At 69.4% G+C, this 24,868-nt stretch carries 21 protein-coding genes, 2 tRNA genes and 1 riboswitch; of the genes, 12 read left to right on the forward strand and 11 right to left on the reverse strand.

Features of this window, described 5'->3' with window-relative positions; translation table 11 throughout:
- Positions 1-81: 81 nt before the first annotated feature.
- Positions 82-3,111 (reverse strand): beta strand repeat-containing protein, encoded by a 3,030-nt coding sequence (locus V7050_RS04495; RefSeq protein ID WP_324368821.1) that lies wholly within the window; start codon positions 3,109-3,111, stop codon positions 82-84.
- Between the two features lie 579 nt (positions 3,112-3,690).
- On the opposite strand from V7050_RS04495, the gene V7050_RS04500 reads away from it, so the two are divergent.
- From V7050_RS04500 to guaB, 4 genes are all read left to right on the forward strand, one after another.
- Entirely contained in the window at positions 3,691-3,888 is a 198-nt protein-coding gene (locus V7050_RS04500) for a DUF3008 family protein (RefSeq protein WP_324368820.1), read from the forward strand.
- Positions 3,889-3,980: 92 nt separating this feature from the next.
- Positions 3,981-5,108 carry a Ppx/GppA phosphatase family protein gene (locus tag V7050_RS04505; protein ID WP_324368819.1) on the forward strand — a complete coding sequence of 376 codons (1,128 nt, stop codon included), beginning with the start codon at positions 3,981-3,983 and terminating at the stop codon, positions 5,106-5,108.
- Between the two features lie 100 nt (positions 5,109-5,208).
- The gene (locus tag V7050_RS04510) at positions 5,209-5,943 is read left to right on the forward strand and encodes an RlmE family RNA methyltransferase (RefSeq protein WP_324373789.1); all 735 of its coding nucleotides are present in this window, start codon (positions 5,209-5,211) and stop codon (positions 5,941-5,943) included.
- A gap of 144 nt (positions 5,944-6,087) precedes the next feature.
- A complete protein-coding gene (gene guaB, locus V7050_RS04515; RefSeq protein WP_324369446.1) occupies positions 6,088-7,542 on the forward strand; it encodes an IMP dehydrogenase in 1,455 nt (484 codons plus the stop codon).
- Positions 7,543-8,094: 552 nt separating this feature from the next.
- Here the strand turns inward: guaB and V7050_RS04520 are convergent.
- Complete coding sequence (locus tag V7050_RS04520) at positions 8,095-8,721, reverse strand: DUF2238 domain-containing protein (RefSeq protein WP_324369444.1); 627 nt, start codon at positions 8,719-8,721, stop codon at positions 8,095-8,097.
- Positions 8,722-9,230: 509 nt separating this feature from the next.
- Positions 9,231-10,244: a GTP 3',8-cyclase MoaA gene (moaA, locus tag V7050_RS04525; RefSeq protein ID WP_324369442.1), complete on the reverse strand. Its 1,014-nt coding sequence runs from the start codon at positions 10,242-10,244 to the stop codon at positions 9,231-9,233.
- A gap of 195 nt (positions 10,245-10,439) precedes the next feature.
- On the opposite strand from moaA, the gene V7050_RS04530 reads away from it, so the two are divergent.
- The 3 genes from V7050_RS04530 (at position 10,440) to V7050_RS04540 (ending at position 13,412) form a co-directional block, all read left to right on the forward strand.
- Positions 10,440-12,065: an AMP-binding protein gene (locus V7050_RS04530; protein WP_324369441.1), complete on the forward strand. Its 1,626-nt coding sequence runs from the start codon at positions 10,440-10,442 to the stop codon at positions 12,063-12,065.
- Positions 12,066-12,162: 97 nt separating this feature from the next.
- A complete protein-coding gene (locus tag V7050_RS04535; protein ID WP_324369439.1) occupies positions 12,163-12,888 on the forward strand; it encodes a helix-turn-helix transcriptional regulator in 726 nt (241 codons plus the stop codon).
- A 113-nt stretch (positions 12,889-13,001) separates the two neighbouring features.
- Positions 13,002-13,412, forward strand: coding sequence for a hypothetical protein (locus V7050_RS04540; protein WP_324367536.1), 411 nt, complete (start codon positions 13,002-13,004; stop codon positions 13,410-13,412).
- A 4-nt stretch (positions 13,413-13,416) separates the two neighbouring features.
- Here V7050_RS04540 and V7050_RS04545 read toward each other — a convergent pair whose 3' ends face one another.
- The 3 genes from V7050_RS04545 to glmU are packed head-to-tail and all read right to left on the reverse strand — an operon-like array spanning position 13,417 to position 17,272.
- Positions 13,417-14,100, reverse strand: coding sequence for a DNA alkylation repair protein (locus tag V7050_RS04545; RefSeq protein WP_324367534.1), 684 nt, complete (start codon positions 14,098-14,100; stop codon positions 13,417-13,419).
- Positions 14,097-15,917: a glutamine--fructose-6-phosphate transaminase (isomerizing) gene (glmS, locus tag V7050_RS04550; RefSeq protein WP_324367532.1), complete on the reverse strand. Its 1,821-nt coding sequence runs from the start codon at positions 15,915-15,917 to the stop codon at positions 14,097-14,099. Before glmS ends, V7050_RS04545 begins: the two co-directional genes overlap by 4 nt.
- A complete protein-coding gene (glmU, locus tag V7050_RS04555; protein ID WP_324367531.1) occupies positions 15,917-17,272 on the reverse strand; it encodes a bifunctional UDP-N-acetylglucosamine diphosphorylase/glucosamine-1-phosphate N-acetyltransferase GlmU in 1,356 nt (451 codons plus the stop codon). The genes glmS and glmU overlap by 1 nt, the downstream gene beginning before the upstream one ends.
- 110 nt (positions 17,273-17,382) lie before the next feature.
- Between glmU and V7050_RS04560 the strand changes: the two genes are divergently transcribed.
- Positions 17,383-18,120, forward strand: a complete 738-nt coding sequence (locus V7050_RS04560) for an HAD hydrolase-like protein (RefSeq protein WP_324367529.1) — start codon at positions 17,383-17,385, stop codon at positions 18,118-18,120.
- Here the strand turns inward: V7050_RS04560 and V7050_RS04565 are convergent.
- Positions 18,085-18,158: transfer RNA gene (locus tag V7050_RS04565), tRNA-Gly, on the reverse strand. The two genes, V7050_RS04560 and V7050_RS04565, sit on opposite strands and share 36 nt — an antisense overlap.
- A 324-nt stretch (positions 18,159-18,482) precedes the next feature.
- Here V7050_RS04565 and V7050_RS04570 point away from each other — a divergent pair.
- A tRNA-Asn gene (locus tag V7050_RS04570) sits at positions 18,483-18,557 on the forward strand.
- Between the two features lie 226 nt (positions 18,558-18,783).
- On the opposite strand, the gene V7050_RS04575 is transcribed toward V7050_RS04570, so the two are convergent.
- Positions 18,784-18,924, reverse strand: a complete 141-nt coding sequence (locus tag V7050_RS04575; RefSeq protein ID WP_324367527.1) for a hypothetical protein — start codon at positions 18,922-18,924, stop codon at positions 18,784-18,786.
- A gap of 6 nt (positions 18,925-18,930) precedes the next feature.
- Here V7050_RS04575 and V7050_RS04580 point away from each other — a divergent pair, with 6 nt between their 5' ends.
- Positions 18,931-19,206 (forward strand): GMC oxidoreductase, encoded by a 276-nt coding sequence (locus V7050_RS04580; protein ID WP_324410317.1) that lies wholly within the window; start codon positions 18,931-18,933, stop codon positions 19,204-19,206.
- Positions 19,207-19,260: 54 nt separating this feature from the next.
- Positions 19,261-19,348, forward strand: a riboswitch (glycine riboswitch).
- A 127-nt stretch (positions 19,349-19,475) separates the two neighbouring features.
- A complete protein-coding gene (locus V7050_RS04585; RefSeq protein WP_324367523.1) occupies positions 19,476-20,720 on the forward strand; it encodes a D-amino acid dehydrogenase in 1,245 nt (414 codons plus the stop codon).
- 319 nt (positions 20,721-21,039) lie between these two features.
- Here V7050_RS04585 and V7050_RS04590 read toward each other — a convergent pair whose 3' ends face one another.
- A complete protein-coding gene (locus V7050_RS04590) occupies positions 21,040-21,201 on the reverse strand; it encodes a hypothetical protein (RefSeq protein ID WP_324367522.1) in 162 nt (53 codons plus the stop codon).
- A gap of 319 nt (positions 21,202-21,520) precedes the next feature.
- On the opposite strand from V7050_RS04590, the gene V7050_RS04595 reads away from it, so the two are divergent.
- On the forward strand, positions 21,521-23,038 hold the full coding sequence (locus tag V7050_RS04595; protein ID WP_324367519.1) for a tryptophan halogenase family protein: 1,518 nt from the start codon (positions 21,521-21,523) through the stop codon (positions 23,036-23,038).
- A 19-nt stretch (positions 23,039-23,057) separates the two neighbouring features.
- Here the strand turns inward: V7050_RS04595 and V7050_RS04600 are convergent, their stop codons facing one another.
- Positions 23,058-23,939, reverse strand: a complete 882-nt coding sequence (locus V7050_RS04600) for a SagB/ThcOx family dehydrogenase (RefSeq protein WP_324367518.1) — start codon at positions 23,937-23,939, stop codon at positions 23,058-23,060.
- A 14-nt stretch (positions 23,940-23,953) separates the two neighbouring features.
- The coding region (locus tag V7050_RS04605; RefSeq protein WP_324410319.1) for a YcaO-like family protein at positions 23,954-24,868 on the reverse strand (915 nt) is incomplete at its 5' end.

Below are 24,868 nucleotides of genomic sequence, written 5' to 3' on the forward strand. Positions count from 1 at the left end.
GGGATATCCCGGCGGGTCAGGTCACCGCTGACCTGATCGCGCGGCGGGGCGCGAGGGTTTGGCGCACCCCGCCGGTGTCGGTCAGACCACGACCCAGTCGATGATCTCCCAGCCGGTGGCGGTGAGGTTCAGCCCGCCCTCGTCCACGCTGCCGTTCGCGCCGGAGCCGGCGGTGAGGGCGGCGAGATCCGCCTGGACCGCGGCGTTGCCCGCCTGAGCGGCGGTGAGCGAGATGGTCAGGTGGTCGCCGGCGTAGGCGCCGCCGTCGTAGGTGATGGGGCCGCCCGCCGTCATCAGCGCCGTCTGCACGACGTCGTTGCCGCCGCCGGTGGCGACCAGGGATATGTCGGCGAATTCGGTGCCCGAGAAGTTCCAGGTGTTGTGTGCACTGTCGGCGCCGAGGATCGAGACGTTCGCATTGCCGTCGCCGTCGATGATGTCGACGCTGTTCGAGCCGCCGTAGTTGGTGGCGATGCCGATCTGGGTGCCGTCGTCCTCGGCGACGATCCTGTGGGTCGCGCCGGCGGTGTTGCCGGCGAAGCCGTCGTAGCCGCCGTTGTCGGCGGACGAGTAGAGGAGGATGGTGTCCTCGTCGCCGAAGTGGAAGGTGTCGTTGCCCTTGCCGCCGCGGTAGGCTTGGTCGGCTGTCAGGTTCGATGTCCAGATCGTGTTGTTGGCGGTGCCGCCATAGACCTCCGCGATGCCGGTGAGCTTCACGCCGGCGAGGTCGAGCGTGACGTGCACCGAGTTGCTGCCCACGAGATCGACGTCGCCGAATCCGTTGGCGCCGATTTCCTCGATGCCGGTGAGGGAGCTTATCACGATGTCGCTGCCGTCGCCGGTGACGATGGTGTCGAAGCCGCTTCCGCCGTCGTACTTGTCTCCATATTGCGAGGTCGGCGCCGTCGCGAAGAAGGTGTCGTCGCCGCCGCCGCCGTTCATGGTGTCGGTGCCGCCGCCGCCGTCGATGAAGTCGGCCTTGTTGCCGCCGATGATGATGTCATCGCCTCCCAGCCCGAAGATCGCCCAGGATTCGTTGACCTTCGCTGCCGGGACCGAGAGGACCGGCGTGTTCACCCCGTTCTGGTGGTTCGAGGTGCCGAAGAGGATGTTGAGCGGTTCGAAGGAGCCGCCCAGTTCGACCGCGACCGCAAAACTCTCCCAGTTCTGGACGGTCATGTCGACGCCGCCCGCGTTCAGGTTGCCGTTGAGGCCCGATCCGGGGGTCAGAGCGGCGATCTGCGTCATCAGGGTGACGTTGCCCGCCTGCGCGGCGGTGAGCGAGATGGTCAGCTTGTCGCCGGAATAGGCGCCGCCGTCGTAGGTGATGTGGTTGCCCGAGGCCAGTGCGGTCTGCACCTTGTCGTTGCCCCCGCCCATCGCGACCATGGAGACGTTCTTGAACTCGGTGCGGGAGAGGTCCCAGTTGTCGTGGGAACCGGAGGAGCCGACGATGGAGGCGTTCGCCTTTCCGGTGGCGTCGATGGTGTCGACGCTGTCGGTGCCGCCGTAGGTCTTGCCGATCCCGACTTCGGTGCCAGCGTCCTCGACGACGATCGTGTGGAGCGCGCCGGCGGTATTGCCGGAGAAGCTGTCGTAGCCGCCATTGTCCGCCGAGGAGACAAGGAGGCGCGTATCCTGTGTCCCGAAGATGAAGTCGTCGTGGCCCGTTCCGCCGCGGTAGGCCTGCCCGCCGGCGGCGTCGCTGTCGCTGGAGGTGCGGATCTCGTCGTTCCCGCCCGCGGTCGCGACTTCCTTGATGCCGAGGAGCTTGGTGGCGGAGAGATCCCAGGCGTTGTGGTGGCCGCTCGAGCCGTTGATGGTCACGTTCGCCTTGCCGTTGCCGTCGATGATGTCGACGTCATTGGCATAGTCCTTGCCGATGCCGATCTGCGTGCCGGCGTTCTCCGCGAGGATGCGGTGCGTCGCGCCGGCGGTGTTGCCGGAGAAGGTGTCGTAGCCGCCGTCGTCGGCGGCCGAGACCCGCAGGACCGTGTCGGCGCCGCCGAGGTTGAAGGTGTCGTTTCCGGCGCCGCCGCGATAGGCTTGGCCGGCGGTCTGGTCGGAGGTGGTGATCACATCGTTGCCGCCGAGGGCGTCGACCACGCCGATGCCGTCGAAGGCGACGTTCGAGAAGTCGAGGATCTGGTGGTCGGCGGTGCCCACGACGGTGACGCCTGCCTTCCCGCCGGCCGAGATCAGTTCGATGCCGGAGATGGCCGAGACGCCGATGCTGACGCCGGTGGCCGTTGCCACGACCCGGTCGGTGTCGCCCGCCGACCCGCTGTCGGTGAAGGTGTCGGCGCCGTGCCCGCTGCCGACGAGATAGGTGTCGCTGCCCTCCGCGCCGTCGAGCTTGTCGTTGCCTGTGTTGCCGATGATGCGGTTGTCGTCGGCGGAGCCGGTGATCGTGTCGTTGCCGTTGTCCCCGTCGATGTCGAAGTTCTTGATCGTGTAGCCGGTGAAGTCGAGCGTGTCGTGGACCCCCGGCTTGGCCCGGATCACGTTGCGGCCGAGCGTGCCGTCGCCGCCGTCGAGTTCCTGGATGCCCACGAGATTCGCCAGGTGGTTGGTGACGTTGAGCGTGTCGTAGGACCAGCCGCCGACGATCCGGTTGTGGCCGCTGCCGCCGTCGTATTGGTCGAGCCCGTTGGTGTTGCCGCCGGTGATCAGGTAGAAGGTGTCGTCGCCGTCACGGCCGTTCAGCGTGTCGTTGCCCTCGCCGCCGCGGATGTGGTCGTTGCCGGAGGTGCCGGTGATGGTGTCGTTCCCCTTGCCGCCGTCGATCACGAAGGATTTGACCACGATGCCGGAGAAATCGAGCGTGTCGTTGCCAGTGGTGGCGAGGATGGTGTTGTAGCCGGGCTGGCCGTCGCCGCCGTCGATCTCGTCAATACTGCCGTTGAGATTCGCGAGATTGTTCAGGACGTGCAGGACGTCGTAGGACCAACCGCCGAGGATACGGTTGTAGCCGCCACCGCCGAAATACTGGTCGAGGCCGTTGTTGTCGCCCGAACCGCCGGTCTGCAGCAGGAAGGTGTCGTCGGTGTTCGGACCGTCGATGTCGCCAGTAAGGGTCTCGTTGGCGGAAGTGCCGGGTATCGTCGCCACAATCATCTCCTTCGCGGTTCTGGGCAGGACAGTGCAATACGCGCCATGCGTTGCATGGGGTTTCTGCCGATCATCAGTCGAGCGGTCATTCTACCGGGATTCTTGAACTGCCTTGACGGCGCGAAAAATCTTTGTTCGCAATGCAGTTGAGGCTTCTTGCTAATACAAGCAATGAAGCGTCTTCGGCGTTCTATCCTAGTGAGTCGTTTCCCCTCCAGTTGATCGGTTAACTCCGTTTTGTCCTCGTTGCAAGGAGGGAATTACTCATCGTTGACGATGCATCCGCAAGAATTTCGTGAGTGTCGCGTGGGCCAGGGCTCGCCTGCAAGGAGAGTTGGGACGAGCAGGTCACCGAACGCGGCGCGACGCGGGCGGGGCGCCTCCCATTGGCGCGGGCGATGATGCGATTCGCTCTCCCCGTCGCAAGACGCGCCGAGCCCTCCGGATTCCGTTTCCCCGAGCAGGGCCGCGCAAGGACTGACCCGTCGCGCTGGTTGCGCAGCAGGGAGAACCGATCTGGAGCTGGTGCGTTGATCCCGGCAGTCGGGACGGTCCCGGCCGCAAGAGGGAGAAGAGACGATGCCTGCCAGGTCGAAAGCGCAGCAGAAGGCTGCGGGCGCGGCGCTGGCCGCCAAGCGCGGCGAGGCCGAGAGGAGCGATCTCAAGGGGGCGTCGCGCGAGATGTATGACAACATGACCGAGGCCGAACTGGAGGAACTCGCCGCAACGCCGCGCAGGGGCAAGCCGGAGCATGTGGCGGGGGATCGAGCGCGGTAGCGCCGCGCGCTGCGATCCTTGCTTCGCGGACGGGCGTCATGTAACTTTCACGCAAGCTTGCGGATCCCTCCGCAATCATCGGATCGTGTTGCATGGCGCAGGACCTCTCGGAGGCTGCGCAGGACAGTATCGCGCTGGCGTCGAGGCGTCGCAGCAGTTTGCCTGCGCAGTCGGACCCGGAGTTGTTTGCCGCCCTGGACCTGGGCACGAACAGCTGCCGGATGCTGATCGCCTTGCCCGAAGGCGGGCATTTTCGTGTCGTGGACGCATTCGCGAAATGCGTGCGGCTCGGGAACGGGCTGGAGCGGACGGGGCACCTGTCCCGGGGCGCGATCGGTCGGACGCTCGCCGCGCTCGAGATCTGCGCCGAGAAGCTGCGCCGCCATCAGGTGAAGAACCTGCGGCTGGTCGCGACGGAGGCCTGCCGGCGGGCACGCAACGGCAACCACTTCCTTGCCACCGTGGCGCGGGAGACCGGGCTGGAGCTCGAGGTGATCCGGCCGGAGGAGGAGGCGCGGCTCGCGGTGATCTCCTGCGCGCCGCTGGTGGCACCGAGTTCGGAACAGGTGCTGGTCTTCGACATCGGCGGCGGCTCGACGGAACTGGTCTGGCTCGACCTTTCGCATGTCGCGCCCGAGGCGCGTCCGCAGGCGATCGTGAACCTGCGCATGTCCGGTGGCGGCGCGGCGGCGGATCGTGCGCGGATCGTGGATTTCATCTCGGTGCCGCTGGGGGTGGCGACGCTGCATGACCGCTATGCCGACGTGGCCGACGACAGTGCGCGGTTCGCGCTGATGTCGTGGTATTTCGAGGAGCAGATCACCGGCTTCAAGCCCTATCTGGAGGATCTGGCGGGCGGCGCGCGCGGTGGGTTCCAGATGATCGGGACCTCCGGGACGGTCACGACGGTCGGTGCGGCGCATCTGGGGCTGAAGCGCTACGACCGGCGGAAGGTCGACGGGATGCACCTCAGTTCGCGGGCCATCGACCAGGTCATCGCGCAGTTCCTGAAGCTGGGTCCCATGGGGCGGCGCAGCGACATCGGCCTGGGGCGCGACCGCTCGGAGCTGATCATGTCGGGGGTGGCGATCTTGCAGACGCTCCTGCGGATCTGGCCGACGGAATCGATGCGCGTGGCCGATCGCGGGCTGCGCGAGGGCATGCTCTTCGCGATGATGAGCGCGAAGGGCGCCTTCGCCGGCGGGGTTCGGCCCGAGTGAGATCGCGTCCGGTCATGCGCCTCGGGGAGCGCGGGCAGTGGTCGTCTGGCGGGCGGGCGGGGATTGCGGCGCCGTTCCTCGCGGTTCGGACGGAGCGCCGATGACCAAGTCCACGCCGCCGGGGTCGGGGCGCGGCCGGCGCGACCTGCGGGTGCGGGTCAAGACCGCCAAGGGGCGCAAGCTCTCCTCCACGCGCTGGCTCGAGCGGCAGCTCAACGATCCCTATGTGGCGCGCGCCCGCGCGGAGGGCTACCGCAGCCGTGCCGCCTACAAGATCGCGGAGATCGACGATCGCTTCCGCTTCCTCGTGCCGGGGGCGCGGGTGGTCGATCTCGGCTGCGCCCCCGGCGGCTGGACCCAGGTCGCCGTGGCGCGGACGAACGTGCTCGGCGCCGCGCCGGGCAAGCCGCGCGGCCGGGTGATCGGCATCGACCTCCAGCCGGTCGAGCCGGTCGCGGGGGCGGAGCTGATGCAGCTCGACTTTCTCGACGAGGATGCGGATGTGGCCGTCAGGGAGCTTCTGGACGGCCGTGCCGACGTGGTCATGTCGGACATGGCGGCGGCGGCTTCGGGCCATCCCGCCACCGATCACCTGCGGATCATGGCGCTCTGCGAGGCGGCGGCGGAATTCGCCATGGCGGTGCTCGAGCCCGGCGGCACCTTTCTCGCCAAGGTGCTGGCGGGCGGCGCGGAAGCCGCGCTGGTGGCGCAGCTGAACCGGGCCTTCGCCAAGGTGGTGCATGTCAAGCCGCCGGCGAGCCGGAAGGACAGCTCGGAGAAGTATCTCGTTGCCACGGGGTTCCGAAACGCATCCGAGGCCCGGGGCAGCGGTTGAGCGACTGGAAGGCGACCCTGCGGATGCCGCGCTTTCGGGCCATCGGGCCGGCGGCTTCGGGCGCTGCGCGGCGCGGGCTTCCCATTCCCGGCGGTCCATGAAATAGGACGGCGCAACTCGGCTGGAAGTTGCGGGAGACGGGCCATGGAGCTGCGCGAGGCGCTGACGTTCGACGACGTGCTGCTGGTTCCGGGCGCGTCGGAGGTTCTGCCGGGCGGGGCGGATACCCAGACCCGCGTGACCCCGGAGATCGCGCTCAACATTCCCTTGATCAGCGCGGCGATGGACACGGTGACCGAGGCGCGCATGGCCATCGCCATGGCCCAGGCGGGCGGGCTGGGGGTGATCCACCGCAACCTGGACGTCGCGGCCCAGGCGGCGGAGGTGATGGCGGTCAAGCGCTTCGTCTCGGGCGTGGTCTATGCCCCGGTGACGCTTTCGCCGGATCAGACGCTGGCGGATGCCAAGGCGTTGCAGGCGCGCTACCGCATCACCGGCTTTCCGGTGGTGGACGAGGCCGGCGTGGTGCTCGGGATCGTCACCAACCGCGACATGCGCTTCGCCTCCGACGACGCGACGCCGGTGCGGGTGATGATGTCCTCGGACAATCTCGCCATGCTTCGCGAGCCGGCCGATCTCGGCGAGGCCAAGAGCCTGATGGCGGCCCGGCGGATCGAGAAGCTCCTGGTGGTGGATGCGGGGGGGCGGCTGACCGGGCTGCTCACGATCAAGGACATCGAGCAGGCGGTGCTGAACCCGCTGGCGGCCAAGGACGACATGGGCCGGCTGCGGGTCGCCGCCGCCTCGACGGTGGGCGATGCGGGCTTCGAGCGCTCGGTGGCGCTGATCGAGGCAGGGGTCGACGTGGTGGTGATCGATACCGCCCACGGCCATTCCCGCAGCGTCGGCGAGGCGGTCGCGCGGCTGAAGGCGCATGCGCCCTCGGCCCAGGTGGTGGCCGGCAATGTCGCGACCGCCGCGGGCACCCGCGCGCTGATCGAGGCGGGCGCGGATGCGGTGAAGGTCGGGATCGGGCCGGGCTCGATCTGCACCACGCGCATCGTCGCGGGCGTGGGTGTGCCGCAGATGACGGCGATCGTCGATTGCGCGGCGGAGGCGGCGAAGACGGGCCATGTGGTCATCGCCGACGGCGGCATCAAGTTCTCCGGGGATTTCGCCAAGGCGATCGGGGCGGGCGCCCATTGCGCCATGGTGGGCTCGATGCTTGCCGGGACCGACGAGGCGCCGGGCGAGCTGATCCTCTACCAGGGGCGCAGCTTCAAGTCCTATCGCGGCATGGGATCGGTGGGCGCCATGGCGCGCGGCTCGGCCGACCGGTATTTTCAGAAGGAGGCCAGCGCCGACAAGCTGGTGCCCGAGGGGATCGAGGGACAGGTTCCCTACAAGGGGGCGGTGGCGGGTGTGCTGCACCAGCTCGTGGGCGGGCTGCGCGCCGCGATGGGCTATACCGGAAACGCCACGATCGAGGCGATGCGGACGGGATGCCATTTCGTGCGGATCACCGGCGCCGGCCACCGCGAAAGCCATGCGCATGACGTGCAGATCACGCGGGAGAGCCCGAACTATCGTATTGGATAGACTGAACTTTCCATTTCAGCAGAAGCAATAGGTGCTTTCGAACGTACCCGGAACATTCCAGGCTAGCAAAAGCAAGACAGAAGCTGACGGCGGACTGCATTTGCGCCAACGAGAACGGCCTCGCCTTCCCCGTCTATGGCGAAAAGGGCCGGCTCGCCTGGCAACGGGAGCATCCCAACCATCTGTTCCATTCCCCCCTGCGCGCGCCCACCTGCATCCTGAGGCGCGGCGGCTTCGGTGCCGGCCCGGCGGCCGAGGCCGTCTCGCGCGCCCCGGCCGGCCATCCGGAGGTCTATCGCGAGGCCTTCGCGAATCTCGATGCCGAGGTCGCCGACGCCGTCCTGACGGCGAAGACGGGTGCTCCGCCGCCCGCTGCGCCGTTTCCCACGGTCGAGGACGGCGCCCGCGGCGTGCGCTTCATGTTCGCGGCGCAGGTTTCCGCCAGGGAAGGCTCGCGCTTCGTGGTGATGGACGATCCTTGACGCGCGAAGGCAGCGCCGGCGTCCGGGCCGTGCAGGCGCGCCTCGGCGAGATCGCTGCGGCGCAGGTTTCTCAGGGCCGGGCGGCAGTGCGGCCGGCCTCGACGCGGGCGGTGATGACCATGGCGAGCACGGCGCCGAAAGCGTTGAAGCAGAGGTCGAGCAGGGTGTTGTAATAGCCGCCGACATTGGTTTCAGGCACCATCAGAACAGCGCCGAACTCGATGATTTCGTTGACGGCTCCGAGTCCCATGGCCGCGAGCGCCGGGTAGACGTAGATGGTCCGGGAGCCGCGCAGGGTCGGGTGGTTGTGCGCCATGAGATGCCACAGCACCCAGGCGGAGACGCCGAAGCCGTAGGCGTGCACGAGCTGGTCGTATTTGAGGATCGTCATCTCGCCGGTGCCGAGAACTGGAATGAGCGGGAGCGAGTAAAGCACGGAATCTCCGACGGGAATGCCGCCGCCGGCCATGTGGGCGAGGCCCCAGAGCGAGAGGGCGGCGAGCATGGGCTCGGGAAAGGCGGCGCGGCGCAGGTTCCAGCCGACGAGGCCGATCAGCAGCGCCATGGTGGCGACGTAGACGATGAACTCGTAATTGCCGCGCAGCAGGAAGGTCACCGTGAAGCCGGCGACATAGGCCAGCGTGAAGACGAGGATCGCCCACTCGCCACGGGTGAGGGTCGATCGGGCTCCGGGCATGGCGTGCGTCCTCGCTGGCCGGCGCATGCGCTGGCGGCATCAGTGCGTTAGCCCGGCTGCCGCGGCATGCACAAGCCATGCAGGCAACGCATGCAGGGAAGTTCCGTCGGGATTTGCCGGTAGACCTCCGCGGCATCGCCATCGCCGGGGCAGCGGCGCGGCAGGGGATACGACGTCACGACATGGTGCCCCTGCTCGCCGTCCACTCGGCCGGGCCGGCGGCGGTCAGCGGTCGTGCCAGGGTTCGGGCAGCCAGGCATGGGCGTTCCCGGCGGGGGTTGCATGGCCGATGGCGGGGAAGGCCATATGGGCGCCGGCGTCCGGTCGGTGGCGGGCATGTCGAAGAACCGGCCCCGGGTCTCGACCGCGAGCTCGGGATCGACGTCGAAGAGCATTCCGGCTTCCGGGCGGGGGAACCGGAACGGCGCGACATTGGCCCGGTTGGCCGAGGCCTCGGCTGCTTCGCCACGGGGCAATCCGCCGCGGATCGGGGCGCTTCCGACCGCCGGTCAGCCGCCGGTGTGGCTCATGTGGCGGGAGACCTGGCCCGAGACGGTCTGGCGGGAATAGTCGAAGTCGTGGCCCTTCGGCTTGCGCGCGATGGCGGCGGTGATCGCGGCGGTGAGCGGCGCGTCGTCGCCGGGATGGGCGCGGAGCGGCGCGCGCAGGTCGGCTTCGTCCTCCTGGCCAAGGCACATGAAGAGCTGGCCGGTGCAGGTGAGGCGCACGCGGTTGCAGGATTCGCAGAAGTTATGCGTGAGCGGGGTGATGAAGCCGATGCGGCCGCCGGTCTCGGCCACCCGGACGTAGCGCGCCGGGCCGCCTGTGCGCTCGGTCGTGTCGGCGAGCGTCCAGCGGGTCTCGAGGTCGCGGCGCAGGTCCTTCAGTGAATAATACTGCTCCAGCCGGTCCTCGTTGCCGAGATCGCCCATGGGCATGACCTCGATGAAGGTGAGGTCGAAGCCGCGCCGGCCGCACCAGGCGGCGAGGTCGTGGATCTCGTCGTCGTTGACGCCCCGGAGCGCGACGGTGTTGATCTTGACCGCGAGGCCGGCGGCCGTCGCGGCCTCGATGCCCTCCATCACCTGGGCGAGCCTTCCCCAGCGGGTGATGCGGGCGAATTTCCCCGCCTGGAGCGTGTCGAGCGAGACATTGACCCGCCGGACGCCGCAATCGGCGAGGTCGCGGGCGAAGCGCCCGAGCTGGCTGCCGTTGGTGGTCAGCGTCAGCTCCTCGAGCGCGCCGCGGTCGAGATGGCGCGCCATGGCGCGGAAGAAGGTCATGATGCCCTTGCGCACCAAAGGCTCGCCGCCGGTGATGCGCAGCTTCTTCACGCCGAGGCCGATGAAGGCCGAGCAGAGCCGGTCGAGCTCCTCGAGCGTCAGCAGTTCCTTCTTGGGCAGGAACTCCATGTGCTCGGACATGCAATAGACGCAGCGGAAATCGCAGCGGTCGGTGACCGAGACGCGCAGATAGGTGATCGCCCGCGCGAAGGGGTCGACGAGCCGCATCGGTGGCGTCATGGCGAGCGTTTCCATGCAGAAAGGATTAAGTGGCGATGCCCGACTATTCAAGTCGGGGGAACTTGCGCGAATGCGGCTTGGGCCGGGGCGGGCGTGCGGCTATACCGCTTCTGGCCCAGCGCGGCGGTCGCCGTCGGGCGGCGCGGGCGCAGTGGCCGGAAGGGAAATCGGACGGTTCCGAGACGGAGACTTGCCATGCGAGAACCGGGCCGCGCGACGATCACGCCGGGGCGCTCGTGGGATGCGCTCGTGGCGGGCTTCCGCTGGCCGCGGGTGCGGCGGTTCAACATCGCCGAGGCCTGTTGCGACGTCTGGGCGCGGGCCGAGCCCGACCGGCTGGCGCTGCGCTCCCTGCGCCTGGACGGCAGTACGCGGGACTGGAGCTTCGCCGAGCTCTCGCGGGCCTCGAAGCGGCTGGCCAATGCCTTCGCCGGGCACGGGATCGGGCGCGGCGACCGGGTCGCGCTCCTGCTGCCCCAGACCCCGGAGGCGCTGCTGACCCATCTCGCGGCCTATCGGCTGGGGGCGGTGGTGGTGCCGCTCTTCGCGCTCTTCGGCGAGGACGGGCTGGCGTTCCGGCTGGCGGATTCGGGCGCGAAGGCGCTGGTCACGGATGCGGCGGGCCTGCCCAAGATCCTCGCGATCCGCGACCGGCTGCCCGATCTCGCCCGCATCTTCTCCATCGACGGGCGCGAGTCCGGGGTGGAGGGATTCTGGCAGGAACTGGGCCGGGCGGCCGACCGCTGCCCGACCGCATCGACCGGGCCGGAGGATCCGGCCTTCATCAGCTATACTTCCGGCACGACCGGGCAGCCCAAGGGGGCGCTGCACGGGCATCGGGTGCTGATCGGGCATCTGCCGGGGATCGAGCTGGCCCATGAATATCTCGGGCAGAAGGGTGATTTCCTCTGGACGCCGGCAGACTGGGCCTGGATGGGCGGGCTGACCAACGTGCTGCTGCCGGGGCTCTGGTTCGGCGTGCCGGTGCTGGCGCATCGCATGGCGAAGTTCGATCCCGAGCGCGCCGCGGCGCTGATCGGCGAGCAGGGGGTGCGCAACGGCTTCCTGCCGCCCACGGCGCTGAAGCTGATGCGCCAGGCCGGGGTCGAGCGGGTGCGCGGGCTGCGCAGCCTCGCCTCGGCGGGGGAGGCGCTGGGCGGAGCGCTGCTCGACTGGGGCCGGGGGGTCTTCGGGTTGAACATCAACGAGTTCTACGGCCAGACAGAATGCAATGCGGTGCTGGCCAATTGCGCGCGGCTCATGGAGGTGCGGCCGGGGTCGGCGGGCCGCGCGGTGCCGGGGCACCGGGTGGCGATCCTCGGCCCGGAGGGCGATGTCCTCAGGCCGGGCGAGCCGGGCGAGATCGTGGTGCGGCGGCCCGATCCGGTGATGTTCCTCAACTACTGGAACGATCCGGAGCGCACTGCCGAGAAGTTCGCCGGCGACTGGATGCGCACCGGCGACGAGGCGGTGATGGACGAGGAGGGCTACGTGCATTTCCGGGCGCGCAACGACGACGTGATCACCTCGTCGGGCTACCGGATCGGGCCGGGGGAGATCGAGGAATGCCTGGCCGGCCATGCGGACGTGGCGATGGCTGCGGTGGTCGGCGTGCCCGACCCGATCCGGACCGAGGCGGTCAAGGCCTATGTGGTGCTGCGCCCCGGTGCCGCGCAGGAGGGGCTCGCCGGCGCGCTGACGGCGCGGGTGGCGACGCGGATCTCGCCGCATCTCGCGCCGCGCTCGGTCGTCTTCGTCGATGCGCTGCCGATGACCGCGACGGGCAAGATCCAGCGGCGCGAACTGCGCCTGCGCGGCTGATGTGGCCGCGGGAGGAGCCATTTGTCCGACAAGCGGCTGGTTGTGATCGCCTCGCGATGGTATTGATTGCATGGTTCGCCTGGGGGGATCGTTGCGGATGGATCTGGCATCCTATGAATCGCGGCTGGCCTCCGTCCGCGAGCAAGCGGCGCTCTGGAAGGTCCTCACCGAATATTTCCGCGGCAGCGAAGTGGAGAGGGTGGTCTATCACCACCTGCCGCCCATGGGCGCGCGCGACGCGGACCGGATGGACGTCGCCGCGATGGGCGTGCCCGAGGAACTGGTCGATCGCTATGTCGGGGAGAAGCTCTACAAGCAGAATCCGATCCTGCAGCACGGGCTGCGCAGCATCCAGCCGTTCTATTTCGACGAGGTCAGTTTGCCGGAGGATCTGACGCCGGTCGCGAAGGAGTTCCTCGACATCGTCCGGCGCGTCGATTTCCTGCGCGGCCTCGGGGTGCAGGTCTTCGGTCCGCACGGGCGCAACGGCTATTTCGGGCTGGGATTCGTTCCGACGGTGACCCGGCTCGAGCCTGGCCGGGTCAACAACTTCCAATGGGTGTGCCAGCTCGCGCATCTGCGCTACTGCTCGCTGCTCCTGCCGACGCTCGGGCCGCCGCCGAGCCTTTCGGAGCGGGAGACCGAGGTTCTGGCCTGGGTGGCGCGGGGCAAGAGCAATTCCACGATCGGCGAGATCCTCGGCATCTCGGCCCATACCGTCGATGCGCATCTGCGGCGGATCTATCTCAAGCTCGGGGTCTTCGACCGCATCAGCGCGGCGCTGCGCGGCATCGGCGTGGGGCTGATCCATTCCGAGACCTGAGCCCGATCCCGCGATCGCGTTAACCGAGTCGGCGAATTGATCGCAGTGCGTGTGGCGCATAACTGGCGCCCAGGAGAGGCGGGAAATGCCGAATGGGGGTTGGGATGGATGTGATGCAGAATTCGAGGGTCGACAACCGGCTGATGCGCGCGCTGCGCCAAGGGGCGGAGGCCCTGCCGGAGGATCTGGGGCGGTTGCACGAATATCTGATGCTGATCGGGGGCTTGCTCGGCGAGAAGGCCACCGATCACGAGGAAACCTGGGCGCTGGCGCTGGCCGCCGCGGCCGAGATCGAGACCCTGCAGCGGCTCGAGGGCGCGGTGACCGAGAAGGCGATCGCCGTTCCGGCGCGCGACCTGGGCGAGGTCCTGATCAAGTTCGCGATCTGGAATGCGCTGGTGGCGGGCGGCGATGCGGAGGAGGGGAATTGCGACCGCGACCGCCTGATCCGCTCGATCCGCAACGACATCGAGCGCCTCGCACGTGTCGGTGCCGGTGGAAGGCGGGGCGGTCCGGCGAACTGAGCGGTCAGGCGAGCCGTCGGGCGGCGTCCCTGCGGGCGAAGGCGCGCAGGTCGCGGCCGGGGCCGTCGAGGAAGGCCCGGACCCGGCCGGGGTCGTGGGCGGAGAGGCTGCGCAGCCACCAGGCGACCGATTTCTGGATGAACCAGTCGCGATCGGCGACGTAGGTCGCGGCCCAGCCGAGGATGCGCTCGCGCGCGGCGCGATCCTCCGGGCCGGGATGGGTGTGTCGGCTCCAGGGCAGGGTCGCCACCAGCGCCGCGCGCCGCACCCAGCGGTTATCGTCCCGGGTCCAGCTCTCGACGGTATCGACGCGTTCGGGCTGGGCGACCAGCCGGCGCTCCGCCACCTTGCAGGCGTGATCGGCGATGGCCCAGGCGTCGAAGCCCGGCAGCCAGCGCAGGAACTCGCGCCAGACCTCGGCCTCGGCTTCCGGAATCCTGGCCTGGATCAGCAGCTTCGCCGCGGCGATGCGCGCCTCGTGGATGTCGCTGTCCCAGAGCGCGCCCGCCAGCGCGACCCGGCCGGCGATCGTCGCCTCGCGGCGCCATTCCGCGACATGGGACTCGATGACGGGGACGGAGAGACCGAGATAGACACGCGGCGCCTTGTGATAGGCCAGCATCTCGCCGGCCCGCGCGGGATCGGCGGCGGCGTGCAGGGCGGCGAGCGCCTCGGCCCCGGTGGTCATTCCACGGTGACGGATTTCGCCAGATTGCGTGGCTGGTCCACGTCCGTGCCCTTCTGGACAGCGGTGTGGTAGGCGAGCAATTGTGCCGGCGCGGCATAGAGGATCGGCGCGACGAAAGGGTCGCAGGCGGGCATCTGCAGGCTGTGCCAGACGCCGTGGTTCGCGGCGGCGAGCCCGGCGGAATCGCTGATCAGCACCACCTTGCCGTCGCGGGCCATGACCTCCTGCATGTTCGAGACCGCCTTGTCGAAGAGGCCGTCCGAGGGGCTGAGCACCACCACCGGCACATCCTCGTCGATCAGCGCGATCGGCCCGTGCTTGAGCTCGCCGCTTGCATAACCTTCGGCGTGGATATAGCTGATTTCCTTGAGTTTCAGCGCGCCTTCCAGGGCGAGCGGATACATGGTGCCGCGCCCCAGGAACAGGATGTCGCGCGCCTTGGCGATGTCCTTGGCGATCTCGGCGATCTGGGGCTCCAGCGCCAGGGCGCGCGCCAGCAGGCCGGGCGCGCCGCAGAGCACCGTGACGAGGCGCGCCTCCTCGGCGGCATCGAGCGTGCCGCGCTGGCGGCCGGCGGCGATGGCGAGGCCGGCGAGCACGGTGAGCTGGCAGGTGAAGGCCTTGGTGGAGGCCACGCCGATCTCCGGGCCGGCGAGGATCGGCAGCGCCACGTCGCTCTCGCGGGCGATGGTGGAGGTCTCCACATTGACCACCGCCACGATCTGCCCGCCTTCGCCGCGCACGTAGCGCAGGGCGGCCAGGGTGTCGGCGGTCTCGCCGGACTGGCTGACGAAGATGCCGATGGCATTCTCGCCCAGCGGCGGCTCGCGGTAGCGGAATTCCGAGGCGACCTCGATCTCGACCGGGATGCGCGCCAGCCGCTCGAACCAGTATTTCGCCACGTGGCAGGCGTAATATGCCGTGCCGCAGGCCACCATCACCAGGCGCTCGCAGCGGGAGAAGTCGACTCCGGGCGGGATCTCGATACGGTCGCGGCCGTCGCTGACATAGCGGGCGAGCGCGTCGGAGATCACCGTGGGCTGCTCGTGCATCTCCTTTGCCATGAAGTGCTTGTAAGGGCCTTTCTCGGCGAAGAAATTCTCGATCGGAACCTCGACAATCTCGCGCCGGACCGGCTGCCCGGCGGCATCGAAGATCGCGATCGAGTCGCGGGTCAGGACGGCATGGTCGCCCTCCTCGAGATAAGTGACGCGATTGGTGAGCGGCGCCAGCGCCAGCGCATCGGAGCCGATGAAGGCCTCGCCGTCGCCATGGCCGACGGCGAGCGGCGAGCCGCGGCGGGCGGCGATCAGCAGATCCTCCTCGCCCTCGAAGAGGAAAGCGAGCGCGAAGGCGCCTTCGAGTTGGGCCAGCGTCGCCCGGGCGGCCTCGAGCGGCGTCTTTCCGGCGCGCAGCTCGCGGTCGCAGAGCTGGACCACGGCCTCGGTGTCGGTGTCGGTCTCGAAGACACAGCCCTCGGCGGCCAGTTCGTCGCGCAGCTCGCGGAAATTCTCGATGATGCCGTTGTGCACCACCGCGACGGTCCCGGCGCGATGGGGATGGGCGTTGCGCTCGCTGGGCGCCCCATGCGTCGCCCAGCGGGTGTGGCCGATGCCGGAATGGCCGCGGATCGGGTTCTGCACCAGGAGGTCGGAAAGCGCCACGAGCTTGCCGACCGAGCGGCGCCGGTCGAGATGGCCGTCGCTGAGCGTGGCGATGCCGGCGCTGTCGTAGCCGCGGTATTCGAGCCGCTTGAGCGCCTCGAGGATGAGCGGGGCGACCTCATGGCTGCCGAGGATGCCGACGATGCCGCACATTATTCACCTGCCTTTGCCGCTTTGAGCGCCCGCAGCCGCTCCATCAGCCGCAGCCCCAGCCCCGGCTTGACGACCTGCCGGCCGCGGCCCAGCGCCAGCGCCGCCCCGGGCACGTCCTCGGTGATGACCGACCCGGCGGCGACGAGCGCGTCGTCGCCGATCTCCACCGGGGCGACCAGCGCCGAGTTGGAGCCGATGAAGGCGCGCGCGCCGATCCGGCTGCGGTGCTTGAAGACGCCGTCGTAGTTGCACACGATCGTTCCGGCGCCGACATTGGCCTTCGTGCCGACATCCGCGTCGCCGATATAGCTGAAATGGTTGATCTTTGCGCCGGCCTCGATGATCGAGTTCTTGATCTCGACGAAATTGCCCACCTTGGCGTTCTCGGCGATCTCGGCGCCGGGGCGCATGCGCGCGAAGGGGCCGACCTGGGCGCCCTGGCTGATGTGGCAGCCCTCGAAGAAACAGAAGCCGTGGATCGTCGCGCCGGATTCGACGGTGACCTCGGGGCCGAACCAGACATTGGGGCCGATGGTCACGTCGCGGCCCAGGGCCGTGTCGAGCGCGAACCAGACGGTGGCCGGGTCGACCAGCGTCGCGCCGTTGGCCATTGCGGCGAGGCGGGCGGCACGCTGGAAGGTGGCCTCGGCCTCGGCGAGGTCCTTGCGGGAATTGACCCCTTGCGTCTCCTCCTCGGGGCAGAGGATCGCGGCGGTCGCGAGGCCGCGCGCCCGGGCGAGGCCGACGATGGCGGTCAGGTAGTATTCGCCCTTGGTCCTCTCGGGCTCGACCTCGGCGAGAAGCTCGAAGAGCGTGCGGCAATCGGCCACCACCACGCCGGAATTGCACACCGCCCCGCCGATGCCGCGGGGGGCGGGTTCCTCCGCCTCGATGATCGCCTCGAGCGTTCCATCGGGGCCGAAGGCGAGGCGGCCGTAGCGGCCTGGATCGGCCGTCTCGAACCCGAGCACCACCACGCTGGCGCCGTCGCGCCGCGCCGCGAGCATCTTGCGCAGCGTCTCGGGCCGGATGAAGGGCGTGTCGCCATAGAGCACGACCACGTCGCCGTCGAAATCGGCGAGCGCCTCGCGGGTCTGGAGCACCGCATGGCCAGTGCCGCGCTGCTCGGGCTGGCGGGCGAGCAGGACCGTGTCGTCGATCGCGCGGGCGGCGGCGTCGACCCGCGCGGCCTCGTGGCCGGTGACCACGACGATGCGCTCGGGCTCGATGGCGCGGGCCGTGGCCATGGCATGGGCCAGAAGCGGCACGCCGCCGAGCGGGTGGAGGACTTTGGGGTGGTCCGAGTTCATCCGGGTTCCCTGGCCAGCGGCCAGAAGGATGACGGCGATGGACATGGACACTCACTCCGCGACGCGACAAGAGCGCTTCTATCAGGGGTCGTTTCGTGGGAAAAGGCCGCGGCCCATCAGAAAGTGTTTCAATTGTTGCCGGATCAGGGAGAGGGATGAAAAGGCCGGAAACCGCCGACCGCCGCGTCGCGGTCTTCGATCTCGACGGGACGCTCGCCGATACCTCGGCGGATCTGATCGCCGCGGCCAATGCGACCTTCGCGGAGGCCGGGCGGCCGGGGCCGCTCGACCCGCTGGCCGATCGCGCCCTGGCCTTCGCCGGCGGGCGCGCCATGCTGCGGGAAGGCTTCGTGCGGCTCGACGGCGCGGCGGAGCCCGCGCAGGTCGACCGGCTCTATCCCCGGCTGCTCGCGCTCTACGGGCAGGGGCTGCGCGTCGAGACCGAGCTCTACCAGGGCGCCGAGGCGGCGCTCGGGTCGCTCGGCGCGGCGGGCTGGACCCTCGCGGTCTGCACCAACAAGCCCCATGCCCTGGCCGCGCGCCTGCTGGAGGCGCTGGGTCTCGGGGGGCGCTTCGCCGCCCTGCTGGGCGCCGACAGCCTCGACGTGCGCAAGCCCGACCCGCGGCACCTCCTGGAGACGGTGGCGCGGGCGGGCGGCAGCGCGGGTCGCGCGGTGCTGGTGGGGGACACCACCACCGACCGCGAGGCGGCGCGCGGCGCGGGCATGCCCTGCGTGCTGGTGGGATTCGGTCCGGAGGGGGCGGCGGTGGCGCGGCTGGAGCCGGAGGCGGTGCTGGAGCATTACGACGCGCTGCCGGCGCTGCTCGACCGGCTGCTGCCGCCGGGCGGGGGCGGATGGAGCGGGCGGCGGGAATCGAACCCGCGTCTCTAGCTTGGAAGGCTAGGGTCTTACCATTACACAACGCCCGCGTGTCCGCATAGGTAGCGCGCGGCAGGGCCCTGTGCAAGGCACCCGGGCGTCCGCGCGACGGGACCCTGACCGGGCGACCATCACGCCGATCCCGCGGGAGGGTCCTTCCAGCGGCGGCCCGCGCGACCTATGCCGACAACGGCCGGGGCGGGTGCGGGACGTGCCACTGCCACTGCCGCCGGCGCACCACCCGGAGCCGATCGCTCCCGCCTTCATCGCCTCGACGATCCCGGCAGCACGCCAATCGGCGTGCAACAGGGGCTTCCGGCCGCAAGGTTCGGCATTTACGCGGCGAAACCGTCTTGCTATAGGCCGTCGCGCGTTCCGGCGTAGCTCAGTGGTAGAGCAGTTGACTGTTAATCAATTGGTCGCAGGTTCGAATCCTGCCGCCGGAGCCAGAATCTATCAATGAATACAAGAGATTGATAGGCCGCCCACGTCGGGCGGCTTTCTGTTTTTGCAGCGATTCTGCAGCGAACGGCCTGCCGCGTCCAGACGCGAGAGGATTCATCGACTGTTCAGGCCCGAGCGCCAAAATCTCGCCACATCAGTGCTTTGTCTCAGATTCGAGGCGTTGCTGCATGGAAGCTGGGCGGCTCGGATCGCCCCCTTTCCCCGCTTTCGTCACCCGGTCCTGATGCACCGGGTCATGCCCGGGGCGGCGAGGCGGTCGATGCAGGGCAGGGCGACGGCGGCTTCGGCCTTCTGGCGGTCGAAGGGGCGCGAGCGGAGGCTCGGGCCGACCAGCGTCTTGTGGCGCAGCATCGCGGCATGGCAGTCGAAGCGGTCGCAGGCCTTGTCGGCGCGAGAAGCGTGGCGATCCGTGGCCTCGACGGGCTCAGGGTTGTCGATTGGTCGGTCGTCTCCAGCGAGCCGGACGCCAAGCTGAACGCGCCGACGATCATGCTGGCCGAGCGGGCGGCCGACATGATCCGTGGCAGCCCGTTTCTACCCGCCTCCAACGCCCCGGTGGGGTTGGCCGAGGGGTGGGACGAACGGCAGCGACCGGGTTCCCCGATCCGGCGGTGCGGGAATCCAGCTTCCTGACGCCATCGAAAGGATTGCGCGAATCAGCATCATCAGGTAAGCGCCGCTGACGCAATGGCCGTGCCGGGAGAAGGTGGGGAGACCCACCGCCGAAGGAGCAACCGCCCCGGAAACTCTCAGGTCCAAGGACCGGCACTGGTCTCAGCACTCCGGAAAGCGGCCGCAGGGCCCACCGAAGGAGAAAGCCCGGCAACGGGCGAAACTCTCAGGTCCAAGGCACGGAGGGGGCATGGCGGCATCGACCGCCCTGAGCCTTGGGAGTGAATGAAATGACCTCTGTTGCCGTGATCGGCGCCGGCGTGACCGGCCTGACGACCGCCTACGAACTCCTCGACCGCGGGTTCGAGGTGACCGTGTTCGACCGCAATCGCTATGCCGCGATGGAGACGAGCTTCGCCAACGGCGGCCAGCTCTCCGCCTCGAACGCCGAGACCTGGACCCAGTGGGGCACGGTCCTGAAGGGCCTGAAATGGATGCTGCAGGCCGACGCGCCGCTGCTCGTCAACCCCGCCCCGACGCTGCACAAGATGCGCTGGATGGCCGAGTTCCTGTCCAACATCCCGAATTACAAGAAGAACACCGTCGAGACCGTGCGCCTCGCCATTGCCGCCCGTGCGGTTCTCTTCGAGATGGCGGAACGCGAGGGGATCGACTTCGATCTCGAGCGGCGCGGCATCCTGCACTTCTACTCGAACCAGAAGGACCTCGCCCACGCCCGCATGGTCAACGGCCTGCTGGAGCAGGGCGGCCTCCTGCGTCGCGAGCTTTCGCCGGCCGAGGTCCATGAACTCGAACCGGCGCTGCACGGCGATTTCGTCGGCGGCTTCCTGACCGAGAGCGACAGCTCGGGCGACATCCACAAGTTCACGGTGGGTCTCGCCGCGGCCTGCGCCCGGCGCGGCGCCGACCTGCGCTTCGGCAACGACGTCTACGACGTGGCGGCGGTCGATGGCGGGGCGCGGATCAGCTCGAGCGGCGGCGAGGAGAATTTCGATGGCGTCGTGGTCTGCGCCGGCGTTCGCAGCCGGGCGATCGCGGCGGCGCTCGGAGACCGGGTGAACATCTACCCGGTCAAGGGCTATTCGATCACCGTGCATCTCAACGATGCGGAAAGCCAGGCGGCGGCGCCATGGATCAGCCTGCTCGACGACAGGGCGAAGATCGTCGCCAGCCGCTTCGGCAAGGACCGCTTCCGGATCGCCGGCACCGCCGAGTTCAGCGGCGCCAACCGCGACATCCGCCACGACCGCATCCACCCGCTCGTCGGGTGGTGCGAGAAGCACTTCCCCGGCATCTCGACGGAACATGCGACGCCGTGGGCGGGCCTCCGGCCGATGACGCCCTCGATGCTGCCGCGGGTCGGGCGCGGCAAAAAGCCTGGCGTGTTCTACAACACCGGCCACGGCCACCTCGGCTGGACGCTTTCCGCCGCGACGGCCAGGATCGTCGCCGAGAGCGTCGCCGCCGAAATGAAGCTCCCTCGGATGCCCACGCCGGGAGCCGTCCCCGCCTAGGGAGCATGGGCACCCACTCGCGGACAAGGCCGGCATTCAAAGGGCGTAGGGTCTGAACGAAGGGCAGCCATGCGAGTGCCGGCCCGGGGACGCCGCGGCGAGCATGGGCCGCCATCCGCCCTTCGCTGTTCAGGATCATGGCCGCCCGTGCTCGCCGGCTTCCTCGTCATCGGCGCGGCCCTTCCGGGGCCGCCGCAGCATGTGACCCGGAAACCCGCGGCTTCGGCGCCTCCGTCGCCGGCCTCGTCGCGGGCGCGCAGTTCGCCGCATCCGTGGTGATGCGTATCCGGCCCGGTGCCCATCGCCCTGGCAAGCGCGCTCAGCGCAGCCGATGCATCGCGGAGTGCGCCCCGCGCTCCGCCTCCAGCGTGCGGCGGACGCGGTCCTCGGGGAAGGCGTCAGGGTCTGTGAACTGCAGGTTCCGCAGCAGCGTCACCGCCTGCAGGGCGGGGTCGCGCTCGCGGATCTCCCGCCGTCGCATTGGAGGGTGCCGCCCACCTGCAGCACCCTCTTCTCGTCGGGTCCGGTCGCAGGGCGTTCGGCGTCGATTCTGCGGGACTTTTCGCCTTGCCTCCGAATCCTGCCGCCCGAGCCATATGATCAAGCGCCTGGGCTGGCTTTCCGTCCGACTGCCCGACTTGGACGGACGGATGCGGTCGATCTCGTCGGCCGGCAGGCGTGTCCGGCCGGCGCCCCGCCCGGCATCATGTGCCGGGGCTGTCTCCATGCCGGATCCCGCCTCGACAGGTCCTTGACCGGAGGCGGAAGTCGGATACGGTCGTGGGTAACGGAGACGGTACATGCGCCGCGTCGGATCCATCGCCATCGTCGGAGGGGGCTCGTCGGGGTGGATGGCCGCGGCGCATTTCGGGCGGCTGTTTCCCGACCTCAAGGTATCGGTGGTCGAATCCGACACGATCCCGGTCATCGGCGTCGGCGAGGCGACCGTGCCGCTCCTGACCCTCTTCATGGACCGGCTCGGATTCCCGGACCCGCAGGCCTGGATGAAGCTGTGCGACGCCACCTACAAGACCGGGATCCTCTTCGAGGATTGGCGCGCGCAGGGCGAGGCCTATTGGCATCCCTTCGAATACCTCGACTACGTCGATGTCGGCATTCACGCCGGGCATTGCTGGCTGAACTGGCACCAGGCCGGCGATCCGGCGTTCCGGACGCGGCAATCCTTCGCCGAGGCGTTCTTCCCCTCGTTCCGGCTGAACGCGCTCGGCAACCGGGCGCCGGCCTTCCGCGAGGTGGCCTATCACATCGACGCGGGCCTCCTGGGGGAGTTTCTGCGCAAGGCCGCACCCGGGGTCGAGCGCGTGATCGGGACGGTTCAGGCGGTCGAGCGCGGCGCCGAGGGCGAAATCGAGGCCGTGCTGCTCGACGGCGGGCGGCGCGTGGCGGCCGATCTCTTCCTCGACTGCACCGGGTTCCGGCGCGTGCTGATGCGCGCCGCGGCGCCCGAGAACCGCTTCGACTCCTACGCCCGCTCGCTCTTCTGCGACCGCGCCGTGGTGATCCGGATGGAGCATCCCGAGGGTACGGCCAAGGAAACCGCACTGCATCCCTACGTGCGGGCCGCGGCGCGGTCGGCGGGCTGGATCTGGTCGATCCCGCTCTACGGAAGGATGAGCTCGGGCTATGTCTATTCCAGCGCCTTCCTGAGCGAGGAGGAGGCCGAGCGGGAACTGCGCGACTACTGGCGCCTCGGCGATCGCGACGTCGGCCCGGCGCACAAGGTGCGGTTCGAGACCGGCAAGCTCGACCGGAGCTGGGCGGGCAACTGCATCGCCATCGGCCTCGCCGGCGGCTTCATCGAACCGCTGGAATCAACCGGCCTCGCGATCACCCAGACCGGGATCGAGCTGGCGGGCTCCATGCTGGATGCCCGGGTCTACGATGCGCGGACGGTGGCGCGCTACAACGCCCACATGACCAAGTTCTACGAGGACGTCCTGCATTTCATCATCGTGCACTACTGCCTGACCCGGCGCCGGGATTCGGCCTTCTGGCGCGCGGTGGCCGAGAGCACCCATGTGCCCGAGGCCTTGGCGGCACGGCTCGAGGTCTTCCGCCGGCTGCTGCCCACCGGCGCGACGCGCGGCACGAACGAGGTCTTCATGTTCCGCGACATCAGCTGGTTCGCGGTGCTGCTCGGCATGGGGTTCGACTTCGAGGCGGCGCCGGTCCCGGACAAGCTGCAGAATGCGGCGCGGATGATCCGCGCCCGCAAGGCGGAGCGGCTCGCCGAGCAGGAGCGCCGGCTGCCGAACCACTACCGCTATCTTCGGGAGTACGTCTTCGGCCGGCCCTGAGCCTGCGCGCGCCCCGCCGTCAGCCGCCGGTGTTCTCCGCGAGCGTCCGCAGGAAGCGCGCCGCCGCCGCCTCGGCGCTGTCGGGCTCCGCCTCCCCGGCGCGGGGATGTCCGACCGCCGCCATGTAGAGCGCCGCCTCGTCCACGCCGTCCAGGTCGAGCAGCGCGTTCACCTCGTCGTCGACGAAGCCGCCGACCGGGGTGGCGCCGAGCCCGAGCGCGGCGGCGGCGAGCAGCGCGCTCTGGCAGATATGCCCGGCCTCGAGCAGGGCGAAGCGGTAGCCGCGCTCGCCATACTTGAAATACGAGCGGCCGAAGGCCCCGGCGAAGATCAGCACCGCGGCGGCCTGGCCGAAGAGCTTCGCGTCGAAGGTGGCCTCCGCCAGCGCCGGGCCGGGTGCGCGGGACGAGACGCGCTCCAGCACGTGCCGGTCGACCCGGTAGTGATAGACCCCCGCCTCCACCCCCTCGATGCGCGAGGCGGCGAGGTAGGTCTCGATCGGAAAGAGCGCGCCGGCCGACGGCGCCGCGCGGACCGGCTGCGCGACCGGCCCGTCCTCGAGGCTGCCGGTCAGGCCGGCGCAGAGATGGAGCAGCGTGGCGACCTCCGCGAGCGCCAGTGGCCGATCGTCGAAGCGGCGGACCGATCGCCGCGCGCCGAGAACGGCCACCGGTCCCGCGGCGGCGGCCCCCGGTAGCACGTCGGGCAGGGCGATGGTCGCCGCCCCCGGATAATGCTTGAAGGTCCGGGCCATCAGGACGTGGAAGTCGGGATTGTTGTTCACCATGTAGATGCGCCGGTTGAACTCGAGGTCGTTGCGGCGCTGCTTGCTGTTCTCGTGGAAGAGCTCGGACAGCCGGAGCGGCTGGCCCTCCTGCGCGACATCGTCCGGCGGTGCCATGGGGTCTCCGATCCTCAGGGAAACGGATGGGGATAGGGGTTGAGTTCGTCCAGCCGGGGCGGGCCTTCGCGAAAGCCGAGACGCACGGGCACCTCGTAGAGCCGGGAGCCGCCGAGGAAGCGGTGCCGGTAGTCGGCGTCGAGCGGCTGGAGATCCGGCATCACCGCGCGCGCCACCCGGAGGCCGGCGGCCGCGACGTCCGGAACGGTCAGGTCGAGCGCCGCGATCCGGAGGCCCGCATCGCGCAGGATGTCGAGGGTGATCCGCAGGTCCTGCCGCGCATCCCCGGTGCCGCGGCTCTCCCAGCTGTCACCCGCGGTTGCGCGATCCCCCTCGAGCAGGAACCGGATCGCATGGCCGAGGTCGCCATAGGCGTAGAGCGCCACATGGTCCTCGAAGTCGCGGATGTCGGAGAAATCCTCCGCGAAGGCGAAGCGGGCGCCGTTCCGCCCGAGGAACTTCGCCCATTCCCGGGTCTGCACCGCCTCGGTCATCGCTTTCGCCGCGGCGGCGACCGGATCGAGCCCGGCCGCCCCGCCCGCCGAGATCATCGGCGGCGAGCGGCGCTCGTCCACCAGCAGGCAGAGGAACGAGGCGATCGGCAGGTCGAGCGTCGTCCGGAACAGCAGGTAGCGCAGCCCGTCGCGCCGCAGCCGCTCGGCATGGAGCCGGGCGAGTGCCGGATGCGAGGCGATGTCGACGCGCGGGACCGGCAGCCGGTTCATCCAGGTGATCATGAAGGCGTCGCGCTCGACGCATTCCCAGATGCCCTTCAGGAGCGCGGTATCGAGATCCCGGGCGCAGGCGAGCCCGGTCGACATGGAGGGCCCGGCGGGCCGTTCCCCGAGCTCGGCCCGGCAGGGAAAATACGGCATGTAGAACATCGAGGCCGCGGACCGCACCGGGTGCGCCCCCGTCGCCGGCCAAGC

The organism is Amaricoccus sp. (assembly GCF_036846665.1).
In the GTDB taxonomy this organism is placed as follows: Bacteria; Pseudomonadota; Alphaproteobacteria; order Rhodobacterales; family Rhodobacteraceae; genus Amaricoccus.